The organism is Streptomonospora wellingtoniae (assembly GCF_031845375.1).
In the GTDB taxonomy this organism is placed as follows: Bacteria; Actinomycetota; Actinomycetes; order Streptosporangiales; family Streptosporangiaceae; genus Streptomonospora; species Streptomonospora wellingtoniae.
Map to the genome: position 1 here is coordinate 94,825 of NZ_JAVREK010000005.1, position 17,265 is coordinate 112,089.

Annotated in this window: 14 protein-coding genes; 9 read left to right on the forward strand and 5 right to left on the reverse strand. The window is 73.7% G+C overall.

What is annotated here, in order from left to right; genetic code table 11:
- Positions 1–203 precede the first annotated feature (203 nt).
- Both RM446_RS06980 and RM446_RS06985 read right to left on the reverse strand, forming a co-directional pair.
- On the reverse strand, positions 204–1,088 hold the full coding sequence (locus tag RM446_RS06980) for a hypothetical protein (RefSeq protein ID WP_311544329.1): 885 nt from the start codon (positions 1,086–1,088) through the stop codon (positions 204–206).
- A gap of 376 nt (positions 1,089–1,464) precedes the next feature.
- The gene (locus RM446_RS06985; protein WP_311544330.1) at positions 1,465–2,613 is read right to left on the reverse strand and encodes a hypothetical protein; all 1,149 of its coding nucleotides are present in this window, start codon (positions 2,611–2,613) and stop codon (positions 1,465–1,467) included.
- A 694-nt stretch (positions 2,614–3,307) separates the two neighbouring features.
- Between RM446_RS06985 and RM446_RS06990 the strand changes: the two genes are divergently transcribed.
- Complete coding sequence (locus RM446_RS06990; protein WP_311544331.1) at positions 3,308–5,032, forward strand: sensor histidine kinase; 1,725 nt, start codon at positions 3,308–3,310, stop codon at positions 5,030–5,032.
- 100 nt (positions 5,033–5,132) lie between these two features.
- Here RM446_RS06990 and RM446_RS06995 read toward each other — a convergent pair whose 3' ends face one another.
- The 3 genes from RM446_RS06995 to RM446_RS07005 form a co-directional block, all read right to left on the reverse strand.
- On the reverse strand, positions 5,133–5,813 hold the full coding sequence (locus RM446_RS06995) for a response regulator transcription factor (protein WP_311544333.1): 681 nt from the start codon (positions 5,811–5,813) through the stop codon (positions 5,133–5,135).
- A 166-nt stretch (positions 5,814–5,979) separates the two neighbouring features.
- Entirely contained in the window at positions 5,980–7,449 is a 1,470-nt protein-coding gene (locus RM446_RS07000) for an amidase (protein ID WP_311544334.1), read from the reverse strand.
- Positions 7,450–7,515: 66 nt separating this feature from the next.
- Complete coding sequence (locus RM446_RS07005) at positions 7,516–8,523, reverse strand: D-2-hydroxyacid dehydrogenase (RefSeq protein WP_311544335.1); 1,008 nt, start codon at positions 8,521–8,523, stop codon at positions 7,516–7,518.
- 668 nt (positions 8,524–9,191) lie between these two features.
- Between RM446_RS07005 and RM446_RS07010 the strand changes: the two genes are divergently transcribed.
- From RM446_RS07010 to RM446_RS07045, 8 genes are all read left to right on the forward strand, one after another.
- Positions 9,192–9,674 carry a DUF3830 family protein gene (locus RM446_RS07010; protein WP_311544336.1) on the forward strand — a complete coding sequence of 161 codons (483 nt, stop codon included), beginning with the start codon at positions 9,192–9,194 and terminating at the stop codon, positions 9,672–9,674.
- An 85-nt stretch (positions 9,675–9,759) separates the two neighbouring features.
- Positions 9,760–10,650, forward strand: coding sequence for a maleate cis-trans isomerase family protein (locus RM446_RS07015; RefSeq protein WP_311544337.1), 891 nt, complete (start codon positions 9,760–9,762; stop codon positions 10,648–10,650).
- A gap of 47 nt (positions 10,651–10,697) precedes the next feature.
- A complete protein-coding gene (locus RM446_RS07020) occupies positions 10,698–11,441 on the forward strand; it encodes a maleate cis-trans isomerase family protein (RefSeq protein WP_311544339.1) in 744 nt (247 codons plus the stop codon).
- Positions 11,442–11,519: 78 nt separating this feature from the next.
- Positions 11,520–12,221: a GntR family transcriptional regulator gene (locus RM446_RS07025; RefSeq protein ID WP_311544340.1), complete on the forward strand. Its 702-nt coding sequence runs from the start codon at positions 11,520–11,522 to the stop codon at positions 12,219–12,221.
- Between the two features lie 727 nt (positions 12,222–12,948).
- On the forward strand, positions 12,949–13,998 hold the full coding sequence (locus tag RM446_RS07030; protein ID WP_311544341.1) for a 2-keto-3-deoxygluconate permease: 1,050 nt from the start codon (positions 12,949–12,951) through the stop codon (positions 13,996–13,998).
- Positions 13,995–15,191, forward strand: a complete 1,197-nt coding sequence (locus RM446_RS07035) for a four-carbon acid sugar kinase family protein (protein ID WP_311544342.1) — start codon at positions 13,995–13,997, stop codon at positions 15,189–15,191. The genes RM446_RS07030 and RM446_RS07035 overlap by 4 nt, the downstream gene beginning before the upstream one ends.
- Entirely contained in the window at positions 15,188–16,216 is a 1,029-nt protein-coding gene (pdxA, locus tag RM446_RS07040; RefSeq protein WP_311544343.1) for a 4-hydroxythreonine-4-phosphate dehydrogenase PdxA, read from the forward strand. Before RM446_RS07035 ends, pdxA begins: the two co-directional genes overlap by 4 nt.
- Positions 16,217–16,224: 8 nt before the next feature.
- Positions 16,225–17,199, forward strand: a complete 975-nt coding sequence (locus RM446_RS07045) for a GntR family transcriptional regulator (protein WP_311544344.1) — start codon at positions 16,225–16,227, stop codon at positions 17,197–17,199.
- The last annotated feature ends 66 nt before the right edge of the window (positions 17,200–17,265 follow it).

Below are 17,265 nucleotides of genomic sequence, written 5' to 3' on the forward strand. Positions count from 1 at the left end.
CGGCGACGAAACGTGAAGAGGCCCCGGGCGACGGTGCCTGGCCGGGAATCCGGCCTGGGAACCCCCACAGTTCCCAGGGCGGTGCGTCCGGCCGGCAGTCCCGTCACCCGGGGCCGGCGTGCACCGCGGCCCCGACGGAATCGGCCGCGGTGCACGGTCATATGGACCGGTGCGGAGCGCTCCGGTTCGGAGCGCCCCAGGGGTTACAGCGCCGGCGTGCCGACGCCCTCGACGACGTCGCCCGCAGCCTCGCTGGTGTCGACCTGCTCGGTCGCCTCGCCGACCGACGGGGCTTCCTCGGTGACGGTGTCAGCGGCGTCCTGCACCTGCTCGGTGGCGGGAACAGTGGACTCGACGGCCTCCGTGTCGGCCCCCTCCACGGAGTCCGGGGTCTCGGACAGCCGGTCCTCGACGCTCCCGGTGGAGGGCTCGGGCAGCTCGGCAGCGAGGTTGTCGACCTCGTCGGTGGTGTTGGGCAGGACCGTGCCGGCAGTCTGCTCGCCCGCCGAGCCGACGGCCTCGCCCGCGATCTCGGCGGGCTGGCCCTGGACGGAGGTCGGGGCGGGCAGCTCGTTGCTCAGCGGCAGGGTCTCGGGCGCGCCGCCGGGCACCACGGAGAAGGCGTCCTCGCCGAGCAGGCCGGTCAGGTCGCCGGTGGGCAGCATGCCCAGCGGGTCGCCCTGCTGGGGCACGGCGTCGTAGGCGGGCAGCGTGGTGGCGGTGCCGTCGACCGCGCCGGCCTGGTGCTGCACCTCGTTGACGGTGTCGTGGACGGAGTTGAGCTGATCCTGCTCTTGCGGTGCGACGTGCGAGACGTCGCCCGCCGGCGTGCCCAGGTTGGGGGTGCTCGGAACGGGCTGCACCGTGCGCTGGTCGGCCTGCTGCACCTTGGAGACGAGCGACTCGGTGCCGCCGCCAAGGCCGGCCGGCAGGCCCGCGGTGGCCGGGGTCGTCTGCGGCAGGGAGTCAGTTGCGCTCAGCGCGCCGAGGTCGTCGGCTCCGGCGGAACCCGCGCCGAGAGCGGCGACACCTGCGGCACTGGCCGCCACGAGAACGGCCTTGGCGGACTGGCGAGCGAACTGGAACATGGAACGTCCTTCCGGATCTTTGGAATTTCGGTTGCTATGGGGATGGACGATGACGCGTCCGTAATTCCGCTCAGTTGCCCTGGCCGGGGGCAAGCTCTGCGGTTCTGGGATGACTTCGGGGACTTCCCGGCGCTCCGCGTCCTTGCGTGGCTGGCAGGGACGGTGGATGCCGGGATCAACCTGAGGATCTGGCGGACCTCGGGCTGACGTGAACCTCGTGGCGGAGGCGAGAAGTGTCGCTCGCGATCACGGGCACGGGGCTCACGTCAGCCCCCAGAGGGCGAAAGCCGCTGGACCGGTAGCCGGGCGCCAGACAGGGGTGTGCGACTGCGCACCGCATTGTGCGGCGCTTCGCCGCGTCCCGGGGCGGGAGGTCCTAGTCGGGAGAGAAAGTCGGCTGCTCGCCGAGGTCCTGCGGGACGTCGGCGAGCGCCTGGCGGGCGCGCTGGATAGCGCCCGCAGCGGGGACGGCGGAGTCCGCGGCCGGGAGGTACCCCGCGCACATGCCGCCGCCGGGCTGGGAGGTGTTCACGCTGGAGCCGACCGCGGCGGCCAGCTCGGACCGGTGGTCGGCACCGCCGTCGTGCTGCTCAGAACCGTCGTCGGCGGCGGAGCCGCCGTACACGGCGGCATCGGCGTAGTCGGCGACGGTCGCCGCGGACCCTGTGCCTGCGGGGACGCTCCCCTGGTCGGCGGGGGCCGGCCCGGTGCCGTCGGCCGCCAGTCGGGGACCGGAGTCGGGAGTGCGCTCGGCGGCGGAGCCGGCGCCGGGGCCGGAGCTTCCACCGAGCCCGAGACCGGGGATGACGCCGGCCTTGTCGAACCCGGCGGGACGGAGGTCCGCCACGCCGATGCCCGGCAGCCCGTGGGGGGCAGCCGCGGCGTCGCCCGCCGCGGCCGCGGAAACCGCCGCGGTCGGGCCGGAGCCGCTGGTGGCGGCGACGGAGGCGGGCACCGTGTGCCCGGCGTCGCGGCCGACCTCGCCGACGCCGGCCACCGCTCCGGTGAGCCGCCCGGTCGCGGAGCCGCTCTGGGCGGCGTCCCCGGAGCCGGACTGCGGGCCGCTGCGGTCGGCACGGGTACCGGGGTCGGAGTCGGAGGAGGCATCGGAGCCGGACGCGCCTTCGGCGTCGCCGACGGAGGCCGACGGCAGCGTGTCCACGCCGTCTGCGACCTCCTGGGTACCCCCGCCGTCCGAAGCGGCCTCTTCCCCGGCACCGGCGTCGCTGCTGCCGGAGTCGACGTCGGCAGCCCGGTCAGAGGCGGCCGGGTCGAGGTCCTGCACGGCCTCCACCGCCGACTCTCCCTGCTGGGAAGCCTGCTTGGAGGCCGCGGAGCCGGCCAGCCCGGCGACGGGCGACTCGTCGGCCGCCGCGCACGCGGCACCGGCGAGCCAGGCGCCCGAAAGCAGCCCGGCGACGACCAGCCACCGGCGCGCCGACGGCCACAACCCCGAGGCAACCCGCGCTGCGCGCACCTCCGCGGCGACGCGTGCTCCGCGTCGCGAGCGGCCTGTGCGCGGCATAGGGGTTCCCCTTCGGTAGCTGTCGTCGTCGCGGAACGTGGGGCGCGGAAAGCATAGTGGCTATCCCGCGAATTCGGCCACGGCAACCCGGACCGGCCGATAGCCCGAAACGTGGGCTCGGCCTCAACTGAACGCGACCGTAGCATGATCACTACAGGAAGCAACCGTCGAACCGAGGAATTTTCTCGCCCGTCGCCCGTCGTCATTCCCGGATCTGTACCCCTGGCCGATCAAGTCCCCGACCGAGCCGGCGGGCGCCGGAACACCCGCGAGGACGGGCTCCTGAACAGCGGACCGACCGCGCAGCGCACCGAGAGGCGGGCGGTACCGCGTCGGCACCGGCCGCGGCACCGGGCCCGGCCGCCGCCCGTACGCATCCCGGGCCGCGGCTGCCGACCGTTTGCGAATGATTCTCCGCGGCGCGTGCCGTATCCTGCCGACTACCGGGCGTCCGGATCTTCGGCACGCCGAGGCCCCCGCTCGAGCGTCGCCCGGATGCGTGACGGGGACGGGGCCCTCGGCCCGTCGTCCTCCGCGCCGTCCACGCGTTGTCCTGCGACCCCCGACTCCTAGTCACGTCTGTTCGCCGGTTGCCGCCTCAGCCGCCTCCCGCTGGCGCGTCCCTGGAATCCGCCGTTTCCGGCGACGACGATCGCACTCCGCGATAACGTATGCACCCGGAGGTGTGCATCCGATGTCTGACATCCCGGAACGCTCGCTGCTTCCCAAGATGCGTCTGGACGAGCTCATCTCCGAACTCCACGTCCGACTGGAATCGGCGCTGTCCACGCGCGACCGCGTCCACTCCCTGCTGGAAGCCGTCCTGTCCATCGGCAGCGACCTCGACCTCGCGACCGTGCTGCGCCGGCTGACCGAGGCCGCCGCCACCCTGGTCGACGCCCGCTACGCGGGGCTGGGCGTGCTGGACGAGGCCGGCAACTTCGCCGAGTTCATCCCCGTCGGCCTGAGCACCGACCAGACCGACGGCATGCACGTCTTCCCCTTGGGGATGGGCATCCTCTCCGTACCCACCCGGGACCGCTCCGCCTTGCGCCTGCGCGACCTCACCGACCACCCCGAGTACCGCGGCATGCCCGAGGGCCACCCGGAGATGCGGTCCTTCCTCGGCGTCCCCGTCCAGGTGCGCGAGGAGGTGTTCGGCAACCTCTACCTCACTGAGAAGCGCAACGGCGGGGAGTTCGACGAGGAGGACGAGGCCATCGTGACCGCGCTGGCCACCGCGGCCGGCGTGGCGATCGAGAACGCCCGGCTGTACGAGGAGACCCGGCTGCGCGAGCGCTGGCTGGCCTCGTCGACCGAGGTCACCACGCGGCTGCTCTCCGGCGCCGACAGCGACGAGGTGCTCGGCTACCTCGCACAGCAGTCGCGCGAGATGTCCGACGCCGACGTCGCGATCGTGCTACTGCCCGACTCGCGCGAGCGCGACCTCGTGGCCGAGATCGCCGACGGCCCGGTCGCCGAGCAGGTCATCGGCAGCCCGGTCACGATGGAGGACACCAAGTGCGGCTGGGTCTACCGCAACGGCGCGCCGGCCACCATCTCCGACCTGCGCCAGGCCAAGTGCCCCATGCTGACCCACCGCGGCTTCGGCCCCGGTCTGCTGGTGCCGATCGGCACCCCCGAGCACACCCGCGGCGTGCTGCTGCTGGGCAAGATGAGCGCCCGCTCCCCCTTCAACGAAGCCACGCAGCGGATGATCGACGCCTTCTCCGCGCAGGCGGCGGTGGCGCTCGAGTTGGCGGAGGCCCGCCGCGACGCCGAGCGGCTGGTGGTGCTGGAGGAGCGCGACCGCATCGCCAAGGACCTGCACGACGTGGTGATCCAGCGGCTGTTCGCCTCGGCGATGACGCTGATGAGCACGGTCCGGCTGATCGGCGACGCCGAGGCCGGGGACCGCGTTCAGCGCACCATCGACGATCTGGACGAGACCATCCGCGAGATCCGCTCGACCGTCTTCGCGCTGCAGCTGCCGTCGCAGCCCCAGCACACGTCGCTGCGCGACCGGATCCTGACCGCCGCCGAGGGCAGCGCGCGCTCGCTGGGCTGCCAACCCGGCGTGCGGCTGGAGGGATCGATCGACACGTCGGTGCCCGAGGAGGTCGGCGAGCAACTGCTGGCCGTGCTGGGCGAGGCGCTGTCCAACGTCGCGCGGCACGCCGGCGCCTCCGAGGTGCACGTGTCGGTCCAGGCCGATGAGCGGTTGACCCTGCAGGTCGACGACGACGGGCGCGGCATCCCCGAGGACGGCCGGCGCAGCGGGCTCCGCAACCTGGCCGAGCGGGCGCTGTCGCTGGGCGGTGAGTTCACCGTCGATCCGCTGCCCGGCAAGGGGACCACGCTGCGCTGGAGCGTCCCGTTGCACAGCCGCCGCCAAGGCAGCGCCCGAGTGCCCGCCTGAGCAAGCGCACCGAACCCCGTTGATCTTGTAGCTATCGTTAAGGAAAGCGATTGCCATTTGCGATAGCTACAAGATCAACGCTGGTCGCGAGCGGCCGGCCTCAGCGGCGCTTGCTGCGCAGCTCCGCGACGAGGATCGCCGCCTGCGTACGGCGCTTGAGGTCCAGCTTGGACAGCAGGCTGGACACGTAGTTCTTGACCGTCTTCTCCGCCAGGTACAGCCGCTCACCGATCTGCCGGTTGGTCATCCCCTCGCCGATCAGGTCGAGGATCTGGCGCTCCTGCGGGCTGAGCTCGGCCAGCGGGTCGGGCTCGGGCGGCCCTTCGCGCAGCCGGTCCAGCATGCGCCCGGCGCTGGCCGGGTCCAGCAGCGACCCTCCGGCGGCGACGGTGCGCACGGCGCCGACGAGGTCGGCGCCGTGGATCTGCTTGAGGACGTAGCCCGCGGCGCCGGCCATCACCGCGTCGTAGAGCGCGTCGTCGTCGGCGAAGGACGTCAGCATCAGGCAGGCGATGGCGGGGTGGTCGGAGCGGACCTCGCGGCAGACGCCGACACCGGACCCGCCGGGCAGCCGCACGTCCAGGATCGCGACGTCGGGTGCGGCGAGCGGAATGCGGGCGAGCGCCTGCTCGGCGGTGCCCGCCTCGCCGACGACCTCCATGTCCGGCTCGCTCTCCAGCATGGCGGCCACTCCGCGCCGGACCACCTCGTGGTCGTCGACCAGGAAGACGCGGATGGAGTCGGGCCCGGATTCCGCGCCCCGCGCACCTGCGGTCGTCATCGACGCCTCGTTTCGCTCGCTGTTCCTGCCCGTGTACGACGGTAGCCGCCGACCGAAGGACAAGCACCGCCGAAAGCCATGAAACGTCCGGGACGAAAGTCCCGGTGCGCGGGCGGGCGCACCGGGCGCTGAACTCCTCCCCCTCAGGGGCGCAGGTGCGCCCAGGTCAGGGACGCAGGTGCGCCCAGGGCCGCGCGGTCTCGAACGCGCGGCAGGCCGCCATGACCAGCGGATCGCCGTGGCGCGGGCCGACGACCTGCAGGCCCACCGGCAGGCCGGACCCGGTGAAGCCGCACGGCACGCTCGCTGCCGGCTGCTGGGTCATGTTGAACGGGTAGCTGAAGCCGGCCCAGGAGGTCCAGCGGCGCTCGCCCCAGCCGGAGGGCGCCTCCAGGCCCGCTTCGAAGGCGGGGACGGGCATGGCAGGGGTCAGCAGCAGGTCGTACTCCCGGTGGAACCGCCCCATCGCCTCGCCCATGGACATCCGCGTGGCCATGGCGGTCAGGTAGTCCTGCGCGGAGTAGGTCAGGCCCTCCTCGACGATCTCCCGCAGGCCGGGGTCGAGCCGCTCCCGCTGGGCGTCGCCGAGGGCCTCGGTGGCCTTGGCGGCGCCGGTGTACCAGAGGATCTGGAAGTGTTCGAGCGACTCGGGGATCGGGGGATCCGCCTGCTCGACCACCGCACCGAGCTCCTCGAACGCCGCGGCCGCGTCGGCGACGATGCGGGCGACCTCCGGGTCGACCGACAGGTGGCCCAGCGCCGGGCTGTAGGCGATGCGCAGCCCGCGCACGGGGGTCTCCAGCGACTCGGCGAAGGAGTAGGCGGGCGAGGGCAGCCGGGCCCAGTCGCGGTAGTCGGGCCGGGCGATGACGTCGAGCATGAGCGCCGCGTCGGCGACGGTGCGGGTCATCGGTCCGGAGTGGGCAAGGCTGCCGAAGGCGCTGGCCGGGTAGTGCGGAACCAGGCCCCAGGTGGGCTTGATCGCGAAGATGCCGGAGAAGCTGGCCGGGATGCGCACCGACCCGCCGCCGTCGGTGCCCGTCGCCAGGGGGCCCATGCCCGCGGCCACGGCGGCCGCAGCGCCGCCGCTGGAGCCGCCGGGGGTCTTGTCGAGGTCCCAGGGGTTGCGGGTCACGCCGTACAGCGGGCTGTCGGTGACGCCCTTCCAGGCGATCTCGGGTGTGGTGGTCTTGCCGACGAAGACCGCGCCTTCCTCACGCAGCCGCGCCACCACCGGGGAGTCCTCCGCCCAGGTCTGGTCCGGGTCGGTGTTGAGCGATCCGCGCAGGGTGGGCCAACCGCGGGTCAGCATGATGTCCTTGATCGACGTCGGCACGCCGTCGAGGCGGCCGAGCGGCTCGCCGCTGCGCCAGCGCTCCTCGGACCCGCGCGCGGCCTCGCGCGCGGCCTCGGCGTCGACCAGGCAGAAGGCGTTCAGCGCGGGGTTGCCGCGCTCGACGGCCTCCAGAACGGCCTCGGTGGCCTCCACCGGTGACAGCTCGCCGCGGGCGTAGGCCCCGAGCAGCTCGGTGGCCGGCATCCAGGCGGGCGAGTCGGCCTGCGCGGAGGCGGCGCCCTCCTCGTCGCGCGGCGCCTCAGCGTCGCCCTGGTCCAGCCCCTCGAACTTGGTACTCAATCTCAGTCCTTCCTGACGTCGGCACGTGGTGGGCGGAGCGCGGACCCCGGCGGGTCCAGGGCGGTGTCAGGGACCGGAGACGTACCCGCGCCGCTTGTCGACGACGTTGCGTAGCGGGCTTCCGCCGAGGAAGCGGTCCAGGTTGTCGGTGAAGAGGCCGACAAGCTCGTCCAGCCAGCCCACGACGTCGCCGGACATGTGCGGTGACACAAGGGCGCCAGGGGCGTCCCACAGCGGGGATGCCGCGGGCAGCGGCTCGGTGCGTGCGACGTCGAGCGCGGCCCCGGCGATCGAGCCGGCGTGCAGGGCGCGCACGAGCGCGTCCTCGTCGACCAGCTGGCCGCGGCCGACGTTGATCAGCCGGGCGCCGGACCGCATGCGCGCGAGGAAGGCGGCGCCGGCGAGGTCGCGGGTGGCGTCGGTGAGCGGCGCGGCCAGTACGACGTAGTCGGCGCGCGGCAGCGCCTCGGCCAGTCCGGGGGCGGCGGTGTCCAGGGAGGCTTCGACGACGGTACCGAAGTCGGGATCCTCGGGCCGCGCGGTGCGGCCGGCGCCCTCGACGGTCATGCCGACGGCGCGCAGCCGGCGGGCGATGGCGCGGCCGATGGGCCCGGTACCGATCACCAGGGCGTGCTTGCCGCCGACGCGTTCCGTCTCGCGGTGGCGCCACTCGCGGCGGCTCTGGTGGCCGAGCGTGGCGGGCAGGTCCTTGGCGAAGGCGATCACCAGGCCGAGAACGTATTCGGCCATCGGCTCGTCGAAGACGCCGCGGGAGTTCGTCACGACCACGTCGCTTCCGACGAGGCCGTCGAACATCAGGTTGTCGACTCCGGCGGTGGCGGCGTGCACCCAGCGCAGGCTGTCGGCCTTGGGCCAGGCGGCTTCCAGCGCCTCGGAGAACAGGTCCCAGACGAACAGGGCGTCGGCGCCGGGCAGGACCTCGCCGAGGTGGTCGGCGGTGGCGTAGCGCACGGACGCGAGCCCGGGGTGGTCGTCGAGGCGCGCGCTGCCTGGGGGCAGCTCACCGCCGTGCAGGACGGCGAGGTGGGTCTGCGGCTTGTTGAGGGGTGTCACTGCGAGCGGCTCCGGGTTCAACAGACGTGGTCGGCCAAGCGGTTTCGCTGCTCTGCCTACCCGCGATCACCGCCGTCCAATGGCCGGGGACCGCGATGCGGTTGAAACGCTAGGCAGAGCCCGTAGGATTGTCAACAATATGCGGGAAGTTGACGGGGCGGTGGTGAGCAGGGTCGATCTGCGGGCGCCGCGCACCCTCGCCGGCCCGACGGAAAGCTCCGGGACGCCGCCCCGCTGCCACAGGGAGCGGCACCGGCGCGGCACCGCGAAGGCGCGGCGACGTAACACGCCAACCCGCCCGAACGTTGCCCTGTCGGGCTTTACGATCGTATGATTGTCGACAATCAGCACCGTCGAACCTGATGCCCCGCATCGCGTCGCGTCGCCGGGGATCGGGGACTGCGCGTTGACAAGTTGACACGACTCGACAAACCGGCGGCGCCCGCCACGGGCGGCTGCGGGACAGAGCCTCACCGCTTGAGAACCACGATAAGTCCTATGATCGGCCGACCGCCCGCCGCGCCCCGCCGCGGCGGATCCGCACCCGACCTCCCGAGCCGGCCGGCCCCAGCCCCGTCCCACCTCCCGCCCGGGAACGCCCGACCCGTGTCCTCGGCGGTGCGTCACGGTGCCCAGTTAGAAAGGCCCAACCGACGATGCCCAGGTACATGACCATCAGCCTGGAGAAGCGCGGCGTCTCCTGCGTGGCCGAACTGCTCGAGAAGGACGCCCCGCGCACCTGCGACGCGGTGTGGGAGGCGCTCCCCCAGGGCAGCGACATCTACCACGCCAAGTACGCCCGCAACGAGGTCTACGCCATGGTCCCCCGGTTCGCCCCCGAGGAGCCCGGCCAGGAGAACCCCACGGTCACCCCCATCCCCGGCGACGTCGTCTACTTCTCCTTCCCCGGCGGCATGCTCGACCGCCGCTTCAAGGAGGAGAAGGGCATCGACCACCTGCCGGGCGTCATCGACCTCGCCATCTTCTACGGCCGCAACAACCTGCTGCTCAACGGCGACGTCGGCTGGGTGCCGGGCAACGTCTACGCCAGCATCGTCGAGGGCCTGGGCCCCATGGCCGAGGCCTGCCACGACGTCTGGCGCTCCGGCGCGATCGGAGAACGCCTCACCTACCGGCGTTTGGAGGACTAGCTGACAGCGCTCCGGCGCCTCCCCCGGGGGCCGCGCACCCGCGGCCCCGAAACCGATAACACGCAGAGAAGGAGGTGAGTGACCAATGCGGACCGATCGGACCGCCGGAGACCCGGTGAACGGCGGCGAACAGGAAGAGCGGGTCCTCCTCAAGCACCCTGAGACCGCCCCCGACCCCGGCACGGACGCGAACGGGTCCACGCCTGCGGGCTCCGCCGACGTGGTGGAGCTCTCCGCCCTGGCCGAGACCCCGTGGCAGTCGGGCGTGGGCATCGTCGCCCCCTACGACTTCGCGCTGGACCGCGAACTGTGGCGCTGGGCGCCCGACGACGTCTCGCTCTACGTCACGCGGCTGCCGTTCGTCCCGGTGCCGGTGACCGTCGACCAGGCCTCGGCGCTGTGCGACGGCGACGACGTGTCGCGGGCGACCCGCAACCTGCTGGCCCCCGAACCGCTGGTGGTCGGCTACGCGTGCGCGTCGGGCAGCTTCGTGCACGGCGCCGAGGGGCAGCAGCGCCTGCGCCAGAGCATCCTGGACGCGGGCGCGCCCGCCGCGGTCACCACCTCCGGGGCGACGATCCAAGCGCTGGAGGCACTGGACGTGCACCGCATCGCGGTAGTGACGCCCTACGTCGACAGCGTCACCGAGCGGCTGCTCAACTACCTGTCCGAGCACGGGATCGAGTCCACCTCCAGCGTCGGCCTGGGCCTGCTGGGCCACATCTGGAAGACCACCTACTCCGAAGTCGTGCAGGCGGTGCGCGACGCCGACCGGCCCGACGCCGAAGCCGTGTTCATCAGCTGCACGAACGTGCTCACCTACGACATCATCGCGCCGCTGGAGCGCATGCTCGGCAAGCCGGTGATCGCCGCCAACCAGGTGACCATGTGGGCCGCGCTGCAGGCCGTGGGCCGGCAGCCGGTGGCCCACGGCCAGCACCTCGTCGACGCCACCGCCCGCAGCAACGCCGCATGAAGGCCGGACCCAACGACAGCGAGCCCTGGAAGGGGAGGTGTACGCAGATGGCCAGTATCGGGTTCCTCTACCCCGGCTACAGCGCCGAAGACGACTACCCGGTGTTCGAGGAGCTGCTGGGCGGCGACGTCCGACTGCACCTCGTGCACACCCTGATGCGCGAGGACGCCCACCGGGTCGACGCGCTGCTGGACGTGGGCGGCTCCGACGTCCTCGGCGAGGGCGCCCGCGAGCTGCGGGCGCGCGGGGTCGACGCCGCCGTGTGGGCCTGCACCAGCGGGAGCTTCGTCTTCGGCCGGGAGGGCGCCCGCGCCCAGGCCGAGGCTGTGGGCGACGAGGCGGGCGCACCGGCCTCCAGCACGTCGTTCGCGTTCGTCAACGCGCTGAAGACGCTGGGGATCGGCCGCGTCGCGATCGCCGCCAGCTACCCGGAGGACGTCGCCGAGCGCTTCGTGGAGTTCCTCGGCACCGCCGGGATCGACGTCGTCGCGTGGGCGGGTCGGGGTATCGTCACCGCCGCCGAGGTCGGCACTCTGGAGGCCGACGACGTGCTGGAGTGGGTCGCGGCGGGCGACCACCCCGAGGCCGAGGCCGTCCTGGTGCCCGACACCGCGCTGCACAGCGCGGCGATCCTGGACGCCCTGGAGGAGCGGCTGGGCAAGACCGTGCTGACCGCCAACCAGGTCAGCGTGTGGGAAGGGCTGCGCCTTGCGGGCGCCGCCGCGCCCCGCGACGGGCTCGGCACGCTGTTCCGCGCAGGGGCCGGTGCAGCCGCCGCGGCCGAACGCTGACCCCCGGGTGCCCGCCGCGGCGCTGCGGCGGGCACCCGGCGAACGACGGAACGTGAGGACGAGAGGAGTACGGATGCCATGAACTCCCACAGCGGGCTCGAACCCGTGCCGCGGAGGTCCACCGCCGCGCTGATCGCCGACCAGCTCCGCTCGGCGATCATGTACGGCCACCTGGCGCCCGGCGACCAGCTGGGCGAGACGGACCTCGCGGCGCAGCTGGGGGTGAGCCGGGGCCCCCTCCGCGAAGCGATGCAGCGGCTGGTGCAGGAGGGGCTGCTGCGCAGCGAGCGCCACCGCGGCCTGTTCGTCCGCGAGCTCGAAGCCGAAGACGTCCGCGACATCTACGTGGCGCGCCTCGCGGTGGAGCGCGCCTCCTGCGAGCTGATCATGCGCGGCAACCGGGGCGAGGCGCTGGCGCGCCTGACCGGCTCGCTGGACCGCCTGGCCGAGGCCGCCGAGACCGGCGACCGCACCGAGATGAGCGACGCCGACCAGGCCTTCCACCAGACCCTGGTGAGCTGCTCGGGCAACCGGCGGCTGGAGCGCATGGGGCAGACGCTGCTCGTGGAGACCCGCATGTGCCTGACGGTGATGCAGGACGTCTATCCCGAAGCCGCCGAACTCGTCGACGAGCACCAGAAGCTGCTGAACGCCATAACGGAGGGCGACGAGAAGCGGCTGCTCTCCCTCATCGAGTCGCACATGCTCGACACCGTCGAGCGCATCAACGCGACGACCAGCCGATCGGCGATCGGCGGTGCCCCGGCGGCCGGCGACTGACCGGTCAGCCGCCGGCTCGCGAGTCGGGGCTGAGCGGCCTGGCCCGCCGACCGCCGACGGGGCCCGCTCCCCGGCGGCGGGCGGGCGCCAGACGCCCGCCCGCCGCACCGCGTGAGACGTGGCGCCGCGCCCGCCCGCCGCACCGCAGCCGCCGACGACGCGTCGCGCGAGCCGTCCGCCGGTCGGCCGAGCGCCACCCGATGGCACTCCGCGCCTGCGCCACTCGCTCGCCTGGCAGGAAGCACCGAGCCCGGCGCCCCGCAAGTCTCTTGCTAGGCATCGTTCCGGCGCCCCCGTCGGCGCCCTGCGGTACCCGGTCCCGGCGGGACACCACGCTTTGCTCGCCGTAGGGTTCCGGCTCCCCGACCGCGCGTGCCTTCCCGCGGCCCCGCGGCGCCCCTCCCCGAACGGGCGGCGCGGGGCCTCGCCGTGCACAGGGCGGGCGCGGCCGCCGCGACCGTGCGTTCGGACGCGTGATGCAGGCACCCCCGGTCCGCACCGCGCGCACACCCGCCGCGAGGCACCCGGCGGCGCGCCCGGCCCGGCCGGTTGGACACGGGTCTCCCGCGGCCGACAGCCACGCCCGGAGCCGGAGCGCGGTGGTGTCGTCCCGCGCGACCCTCGCGTCGCAGCGGCAGAGAATTGTACGTACAATCTGTCCGTACAATACGTTCGCGAAGCAAGCATCGGGGCTTCAACCACATCCCAGCCCCGGAGAGGAGCGGTCGTGCGCGAAGGCCATGGCACGCTTGTTCCGCTGTTCGGGACCATGAACCGGCTGCCCGGAGGGCTCATGCTCATCCCGCTGATCCTGGGCTCGCTGCTGGGCACCTTCGCCCCCGGCGCCCTGGAGATCGGCGGGTTCACCACGGCGCTCTTCAAGGACAGCGCGCTTCCACTCATCGCGCTCCTCATCTTCGCCACCGGCACGCAGGTCACGATGCGCACCGGCGGGCCCGTCCTCGCCACCATCGGTGTGGTCCTGCTGGGCAAGAGCATCGTCCCCGGGCTGCTCATCGTCGCGCTGGGTTTGGCGACCGGCCCCGACGGGCTGTTCGGCGTGTCGATCCTCGCCCTGCTCGCCGCCACGACCAACTCCAACGGCGGCCTGTGGCTGGCGCTGACCGGCCAGTACGGGCGCGCCCGCGACCGAGGCGCCTACATCGCGGGCGCCATCAACGACGGCCCGTTCTTCGCACTGCTGTTCATCGGCGCATCCGGGCTCGGCGAGATCCCCTTCACGTCCCTGCTCGCCGCCGTGGTCCCCTTCGTCCTGGGCGTGGTCGTCGGCAACATCGACGGCGGGTGGCGCCGGACGCTGGAGCCCGTGCCCGCGATCGTCATCCCGTTCTTCTCCTTCGCGCTGGGTACCGGCATCGACCTCGCCGAGGTCGCCTCCGGCGGCCTCAGCGGCGTCGTCCTGGGCCTGCTGATCACGCCCGTCACCGGCGTGCTGGTCTACCTGGGCTACCGGCTGCTGCTGCGCCGCGGCGGCGAGAGCGGCATCGGTTTCGCTGCCGCGACCACCTCGGGCAACTCCATCGCGACACCGGCGATCGTCGCCGCGGCCGACCCCGCCTTCCAGGACTACGTCGGCGCCGCAGCCTCCCAGGTCGCCGGGTGCGTTCTGGTCACCGCGGTGTTCGCGCCGATGCTGACCTCATGGGCACTCAAGCGCAGCGGAGCGAACGGCGCCCGTGCCGAGGAGGCCGCGGCCGAAGCCGGCAGCGCGGACGCCCCGGGCGCGACCGCCGGGAAGGAGTCCTTGAAGCCGTGACGTACGAGAAGGATGCGGGCCACGCCATCGCGATGGTCGCCGACGACCTGACCGGCGCCGGCGACACGGCCGTGCGCTTCCTGCACGCGGGCTGGTCCACCGAGCTGCTGCTCAGCGGAGGCCCCGGCGCCGGCAGCGCCGACGTGGTCGCGGCCAGCACCGACTCGCGCGCGATGGCCGCCCAGGACGCCGCTGCAGCCGTCCGGGAGCGGGTACGCCGGCACAGCGGCGCCCGCCGCCTCTACAAGAAGGTCGACTCCACCCTGCGCGGGCAGCTCGCCGCCGAAGTGGAGGCCGCGCGCAGCGCGTGGTCGCCCGACGCGGTCGCCGTGGTCTGCCCCGCCTTCCCCGAAGCCGGGCGCACCGTCGCCGACGGCGTCCTGCTGGTCGAGGGCACCCCCGCGGCCCGCACCCCGGTCGGCGACGACCCCGTCACGCCCGTCCGCGAAAGCCACATCCCCACCCTGCTCGGCGCCGCGCACGTGCGGCTGGAGGGCGCCGACCCTGCGGCGGACGCCGAACGCCTCGGCGCGGCGGGGCCGATCGTGGTCGCCGACGCCGGTACTCAAGCGGACCTGGAGTGCCTCGCCGCCGCGATCGCCCTCCTGGGCCGCCGCGCGGTGCCGGTCGGCTCGGCCGGCCTCGCCGGGCCGATGGGCCGGGCCTGGGCCAGGGCCGAGACGCCGGCGCCGGTGCTGGTCGTCGTGACGTCCCTGCACGCGGCGACGCGCGAGCAGGTCGCCCGGCTCTCCGAAAGCCTGCCCGTCCGGCACTGTACCGCCGCGGACCTGGCCGGAGACGCCGCGTGGACGGCGTGGAGCGCCTCCACCGAAGAACTGCTGGCCGACTCCGGCGAAGCGCTCGCGATCGTCGCACCCGACGAGCGCGGCGGCGGGCTCGATCCCGCAGAGGTCGCCCGCCGGTTCGGCGCGCTGGCCGCCGGCCTCGCCGTACGGAACCCGGTGTCGGGGTTCGTGGTCACCGGCGGCGACGGCGCGCGCGCCCTCGCCGAAGCGCTCGGCGCCACCGCCATCGCCCTCACCGGAGAGGTGGCCCCGGGCGTTCCCGCCGGGACCCTCTCCGGCGGGAGGCTGCACGGCCGCCCCATCGTCACCAAGGCCGGGGGGTTCGGCGCCCCCGACGCACTGCTCACCGCCGTCACGGCGGTCCGACACAGGAGGTACCGGTCATGACCCGACCCACCCTGGCGATCACCCTCGGCGACGTCGCCGGGATCGGTCCGGAGATCACCGCGAAGTCGCTGCTGAACCATCCGGAGGTCCGCGAGGTCTGCCGCCCGGTCGTCGTGGGCGACGCCGACTCGCTGCGGACCGGCGTCCGACTGGCCGGCGGCGACCCGGAGCGGGTCCGCGCGGTCGCGTCTGCGGAGCGGGCCGGCGCCGACCCCGAGCGCATCGACGTCGTCCAGGTCGGCCCCTCTCTGGGGCACCTGCCCTACGGCGAGCTGAGCGGCGAGGCCGGCGACGGGGCCGCGCGCTACGTGATGGCGGCCTGCGACCTCGCCCGGCGCGGGGAGGTCGACGGCATCGTCACCCCGCCGCTGAACAAGGCGGCCATGCACCTGGGCGGGCACGCCTGGCCGGGCCACACCGAACTGCTGGCCCACGAGTTCGGTGTCGAGAACTTCAGCCTCGTGCTGTCGGCCGGAGACCTGTACTTCTTCCACCTGACCACCCACGTGTCGCTGGCCGAGGCGATCCGGCTCGTCACCCCCGCGCGCACCGACGCGGTGCTGCGCCTGGCGGGCGCGTTCGCGGCGGCGCTGGGCCGCCCCGACGAGCCCATCGGACTGGCCGGGCTCAACCCGCACGCCGGAGAGAACCGGCTGTTCGGCGATGAGGACGCCGATGTGCTGGCGCCGGCGGTCCAGCGGGCGCGTGAGGCGGGAATCAACGCGTCCGGGCCCCTGCCGGCCGACGCGCTCATCCCGCAGGCGGTGCAGGGCAGGTGGAAGCTGGTCACCGTCTGCTACCACGACCAGGGGCACGCCCCGTTCAAGGCGGTCTACGGGGACGACGGCGTGAACATCACCGTCGGCCTCCCGGTGGTGCGGGTCTCGGTCGACCACGGCACCGCCTTCGACATCGCCGGCCGGGGCATCGCCCGCGAGTCCAGCCTGGTGCTGGCCATCGGCCGCGCAGCGGAGCTGGCGCCGGGATGGGGCCACATCTGGCAGACCGCCCAGGCCGCCGCCTGAGCCCTACAATGCCGACCATGTCCGTCGACCGGTCCGATCCCCGCCCGCTGTACGCGCAGATCGCGGCGGAGCTGCGCGCCGAGATCCGCGACCGGGCGATCTCGCCCGGCGACACCCTGCCCAGCGAGGCCGCCCTGCAGGAGCGCTTCGGCGTCTCGCGCAGCGTCGTCCGCCAGGCGCTGGGCACGCTGGAGGAGGAGGGCTCCATCCGCCGCGACCCCGGTCGCGCGGCGGTGGCCATGGGCCAGGTGGAGCACCGGCGCCTGGTGCAGCGCGTCACCGGGATGTTCGACCAGTTCTCCCGCAGCGGACTGGACCTGGCCACCCGGGTCGTCCGGCTGGAGGAGGCGGCCATCCCGCCCGCCCACGTCGCGCGCCACCTGGGCACGCGGGCGGTGCTGCGGCTGGAGCGCGTCCGCTCGGTCGAGGGCGACCCGCTGTCGTACGTGCGCACGTGGCTGCCGACCGATCGGGTGCCGGGGCTGGACGCGGACATGCTGACCGACGCGTCGCTGCACCGACTGCTGGAGTCCCGCTTCGGCGCACGGCCCGTCACCGGGCGGCGCCAGGTCCGCGCGGTACCGGCCGACCCCGCCATCGCCGACGCGCTGCGCGTGCACGCCGATGCGCCGCTGCTGCTGCTGGAAGGCAGCACCTTCGACCGCGAGGGCGCGCCGCTGGAGTGGTTCGAGAGCTGGCACCGCTCGGACCGAGTGGTGTTCGATATCGAGGCCGACGAGTCGGCCGAGCAGCTGCGGCTGCATCCGGGCACCGCCTTCGCCGAAAGCGCGCCGGACAGCGCCTTCGTCGGGACCGCAGGCGCCGCGGGTGCCGACAGCGCGGCCCACGACAGCGCGCCGGACCCGCCGCAGAGCGCGGAGGAACCGGAGCACACCGGGCGCCCCGCGCGCCTGGTGCGGGCGCGCCGGCTCGCCCGCGAGCTGCACGCCGAACTCGACCGCCTGGCGGCCGAGGAGCAGTGAAAAGGGCGCCCGACGCTGCGGACGCCCCCTCGCCGTCTCCGGCTCTGTCTCCGGCTCCGGACCGCT

Coding starts and splice junctions, on each gene's coding strand:
- RM446_RS06990 (WP_311544331.1), top strand. CDS start 3,308: ATGTCTGACATCCCGGAACGCTCGCTGCTTCCCAAGATGCGTCTGGAC.
- RM446_RS06985 (WP_311544330.1), bottom strand. CDS start 2,613: ATGCCGCGCACAGGCCGCTCGCGACGCGGAGCACGCGTCGCCGCGGAG.
- RM446_RS07045 (WP_311544344.1), top strand. CDS start 16,225: ATGCCGACCATGTCCGTCGACCGGTCCGATCCCCGCCCGCTGTACGCG.
- RM446_RS07015 (WP_311544337.1), top strand. CDS start 9,760: ATGCGGACCGATCGGACCGCCGGAGACCCGGTGAACGGCGGCGAACAG.
- RM446_RS07025 (WP_311544340.1), top strand. CDS start 11,520: ATGAACTCCCACAGCGGGCTCGAACCCGTGCCGCGGAGGTCCACCGCC.
- RM446_RS07020 (WP_311544339.1), top strand. CDS start 10,698: ATGGCCAGTATCGGGTTCCTCTACCCCGGCTACAGCGCCGAAGACGAC.
- pdxA (WP_311544343.1), top strand. CDS start 15,188: ATGACCCGACCCACCCTGGCGATCACCCTCGGCGACGTCGCCGGGATC.
- RM446_RS06995 (WP_311544333.1), bottom strand. CDS start 5,813: ATGACGACCGCAGGTGCGCGGGGCGCGGAATCCGGGCCCGACTCCATC.
- RM446_RS06980 (WP_311544329.1), bottom strand. CDS start 1,088: ATGTTCCAGTTCGCTCGCCAGTCCGCCAAGGCCGTTCTCGTGGCGGCC.
- RM446_RS07010 (WP_311544336.1), top strand. CDS start 9,192: ATGACCATCAGCCTGGAGAAGCGCGGCGTCTCCTGCGTGGCCGAACTG.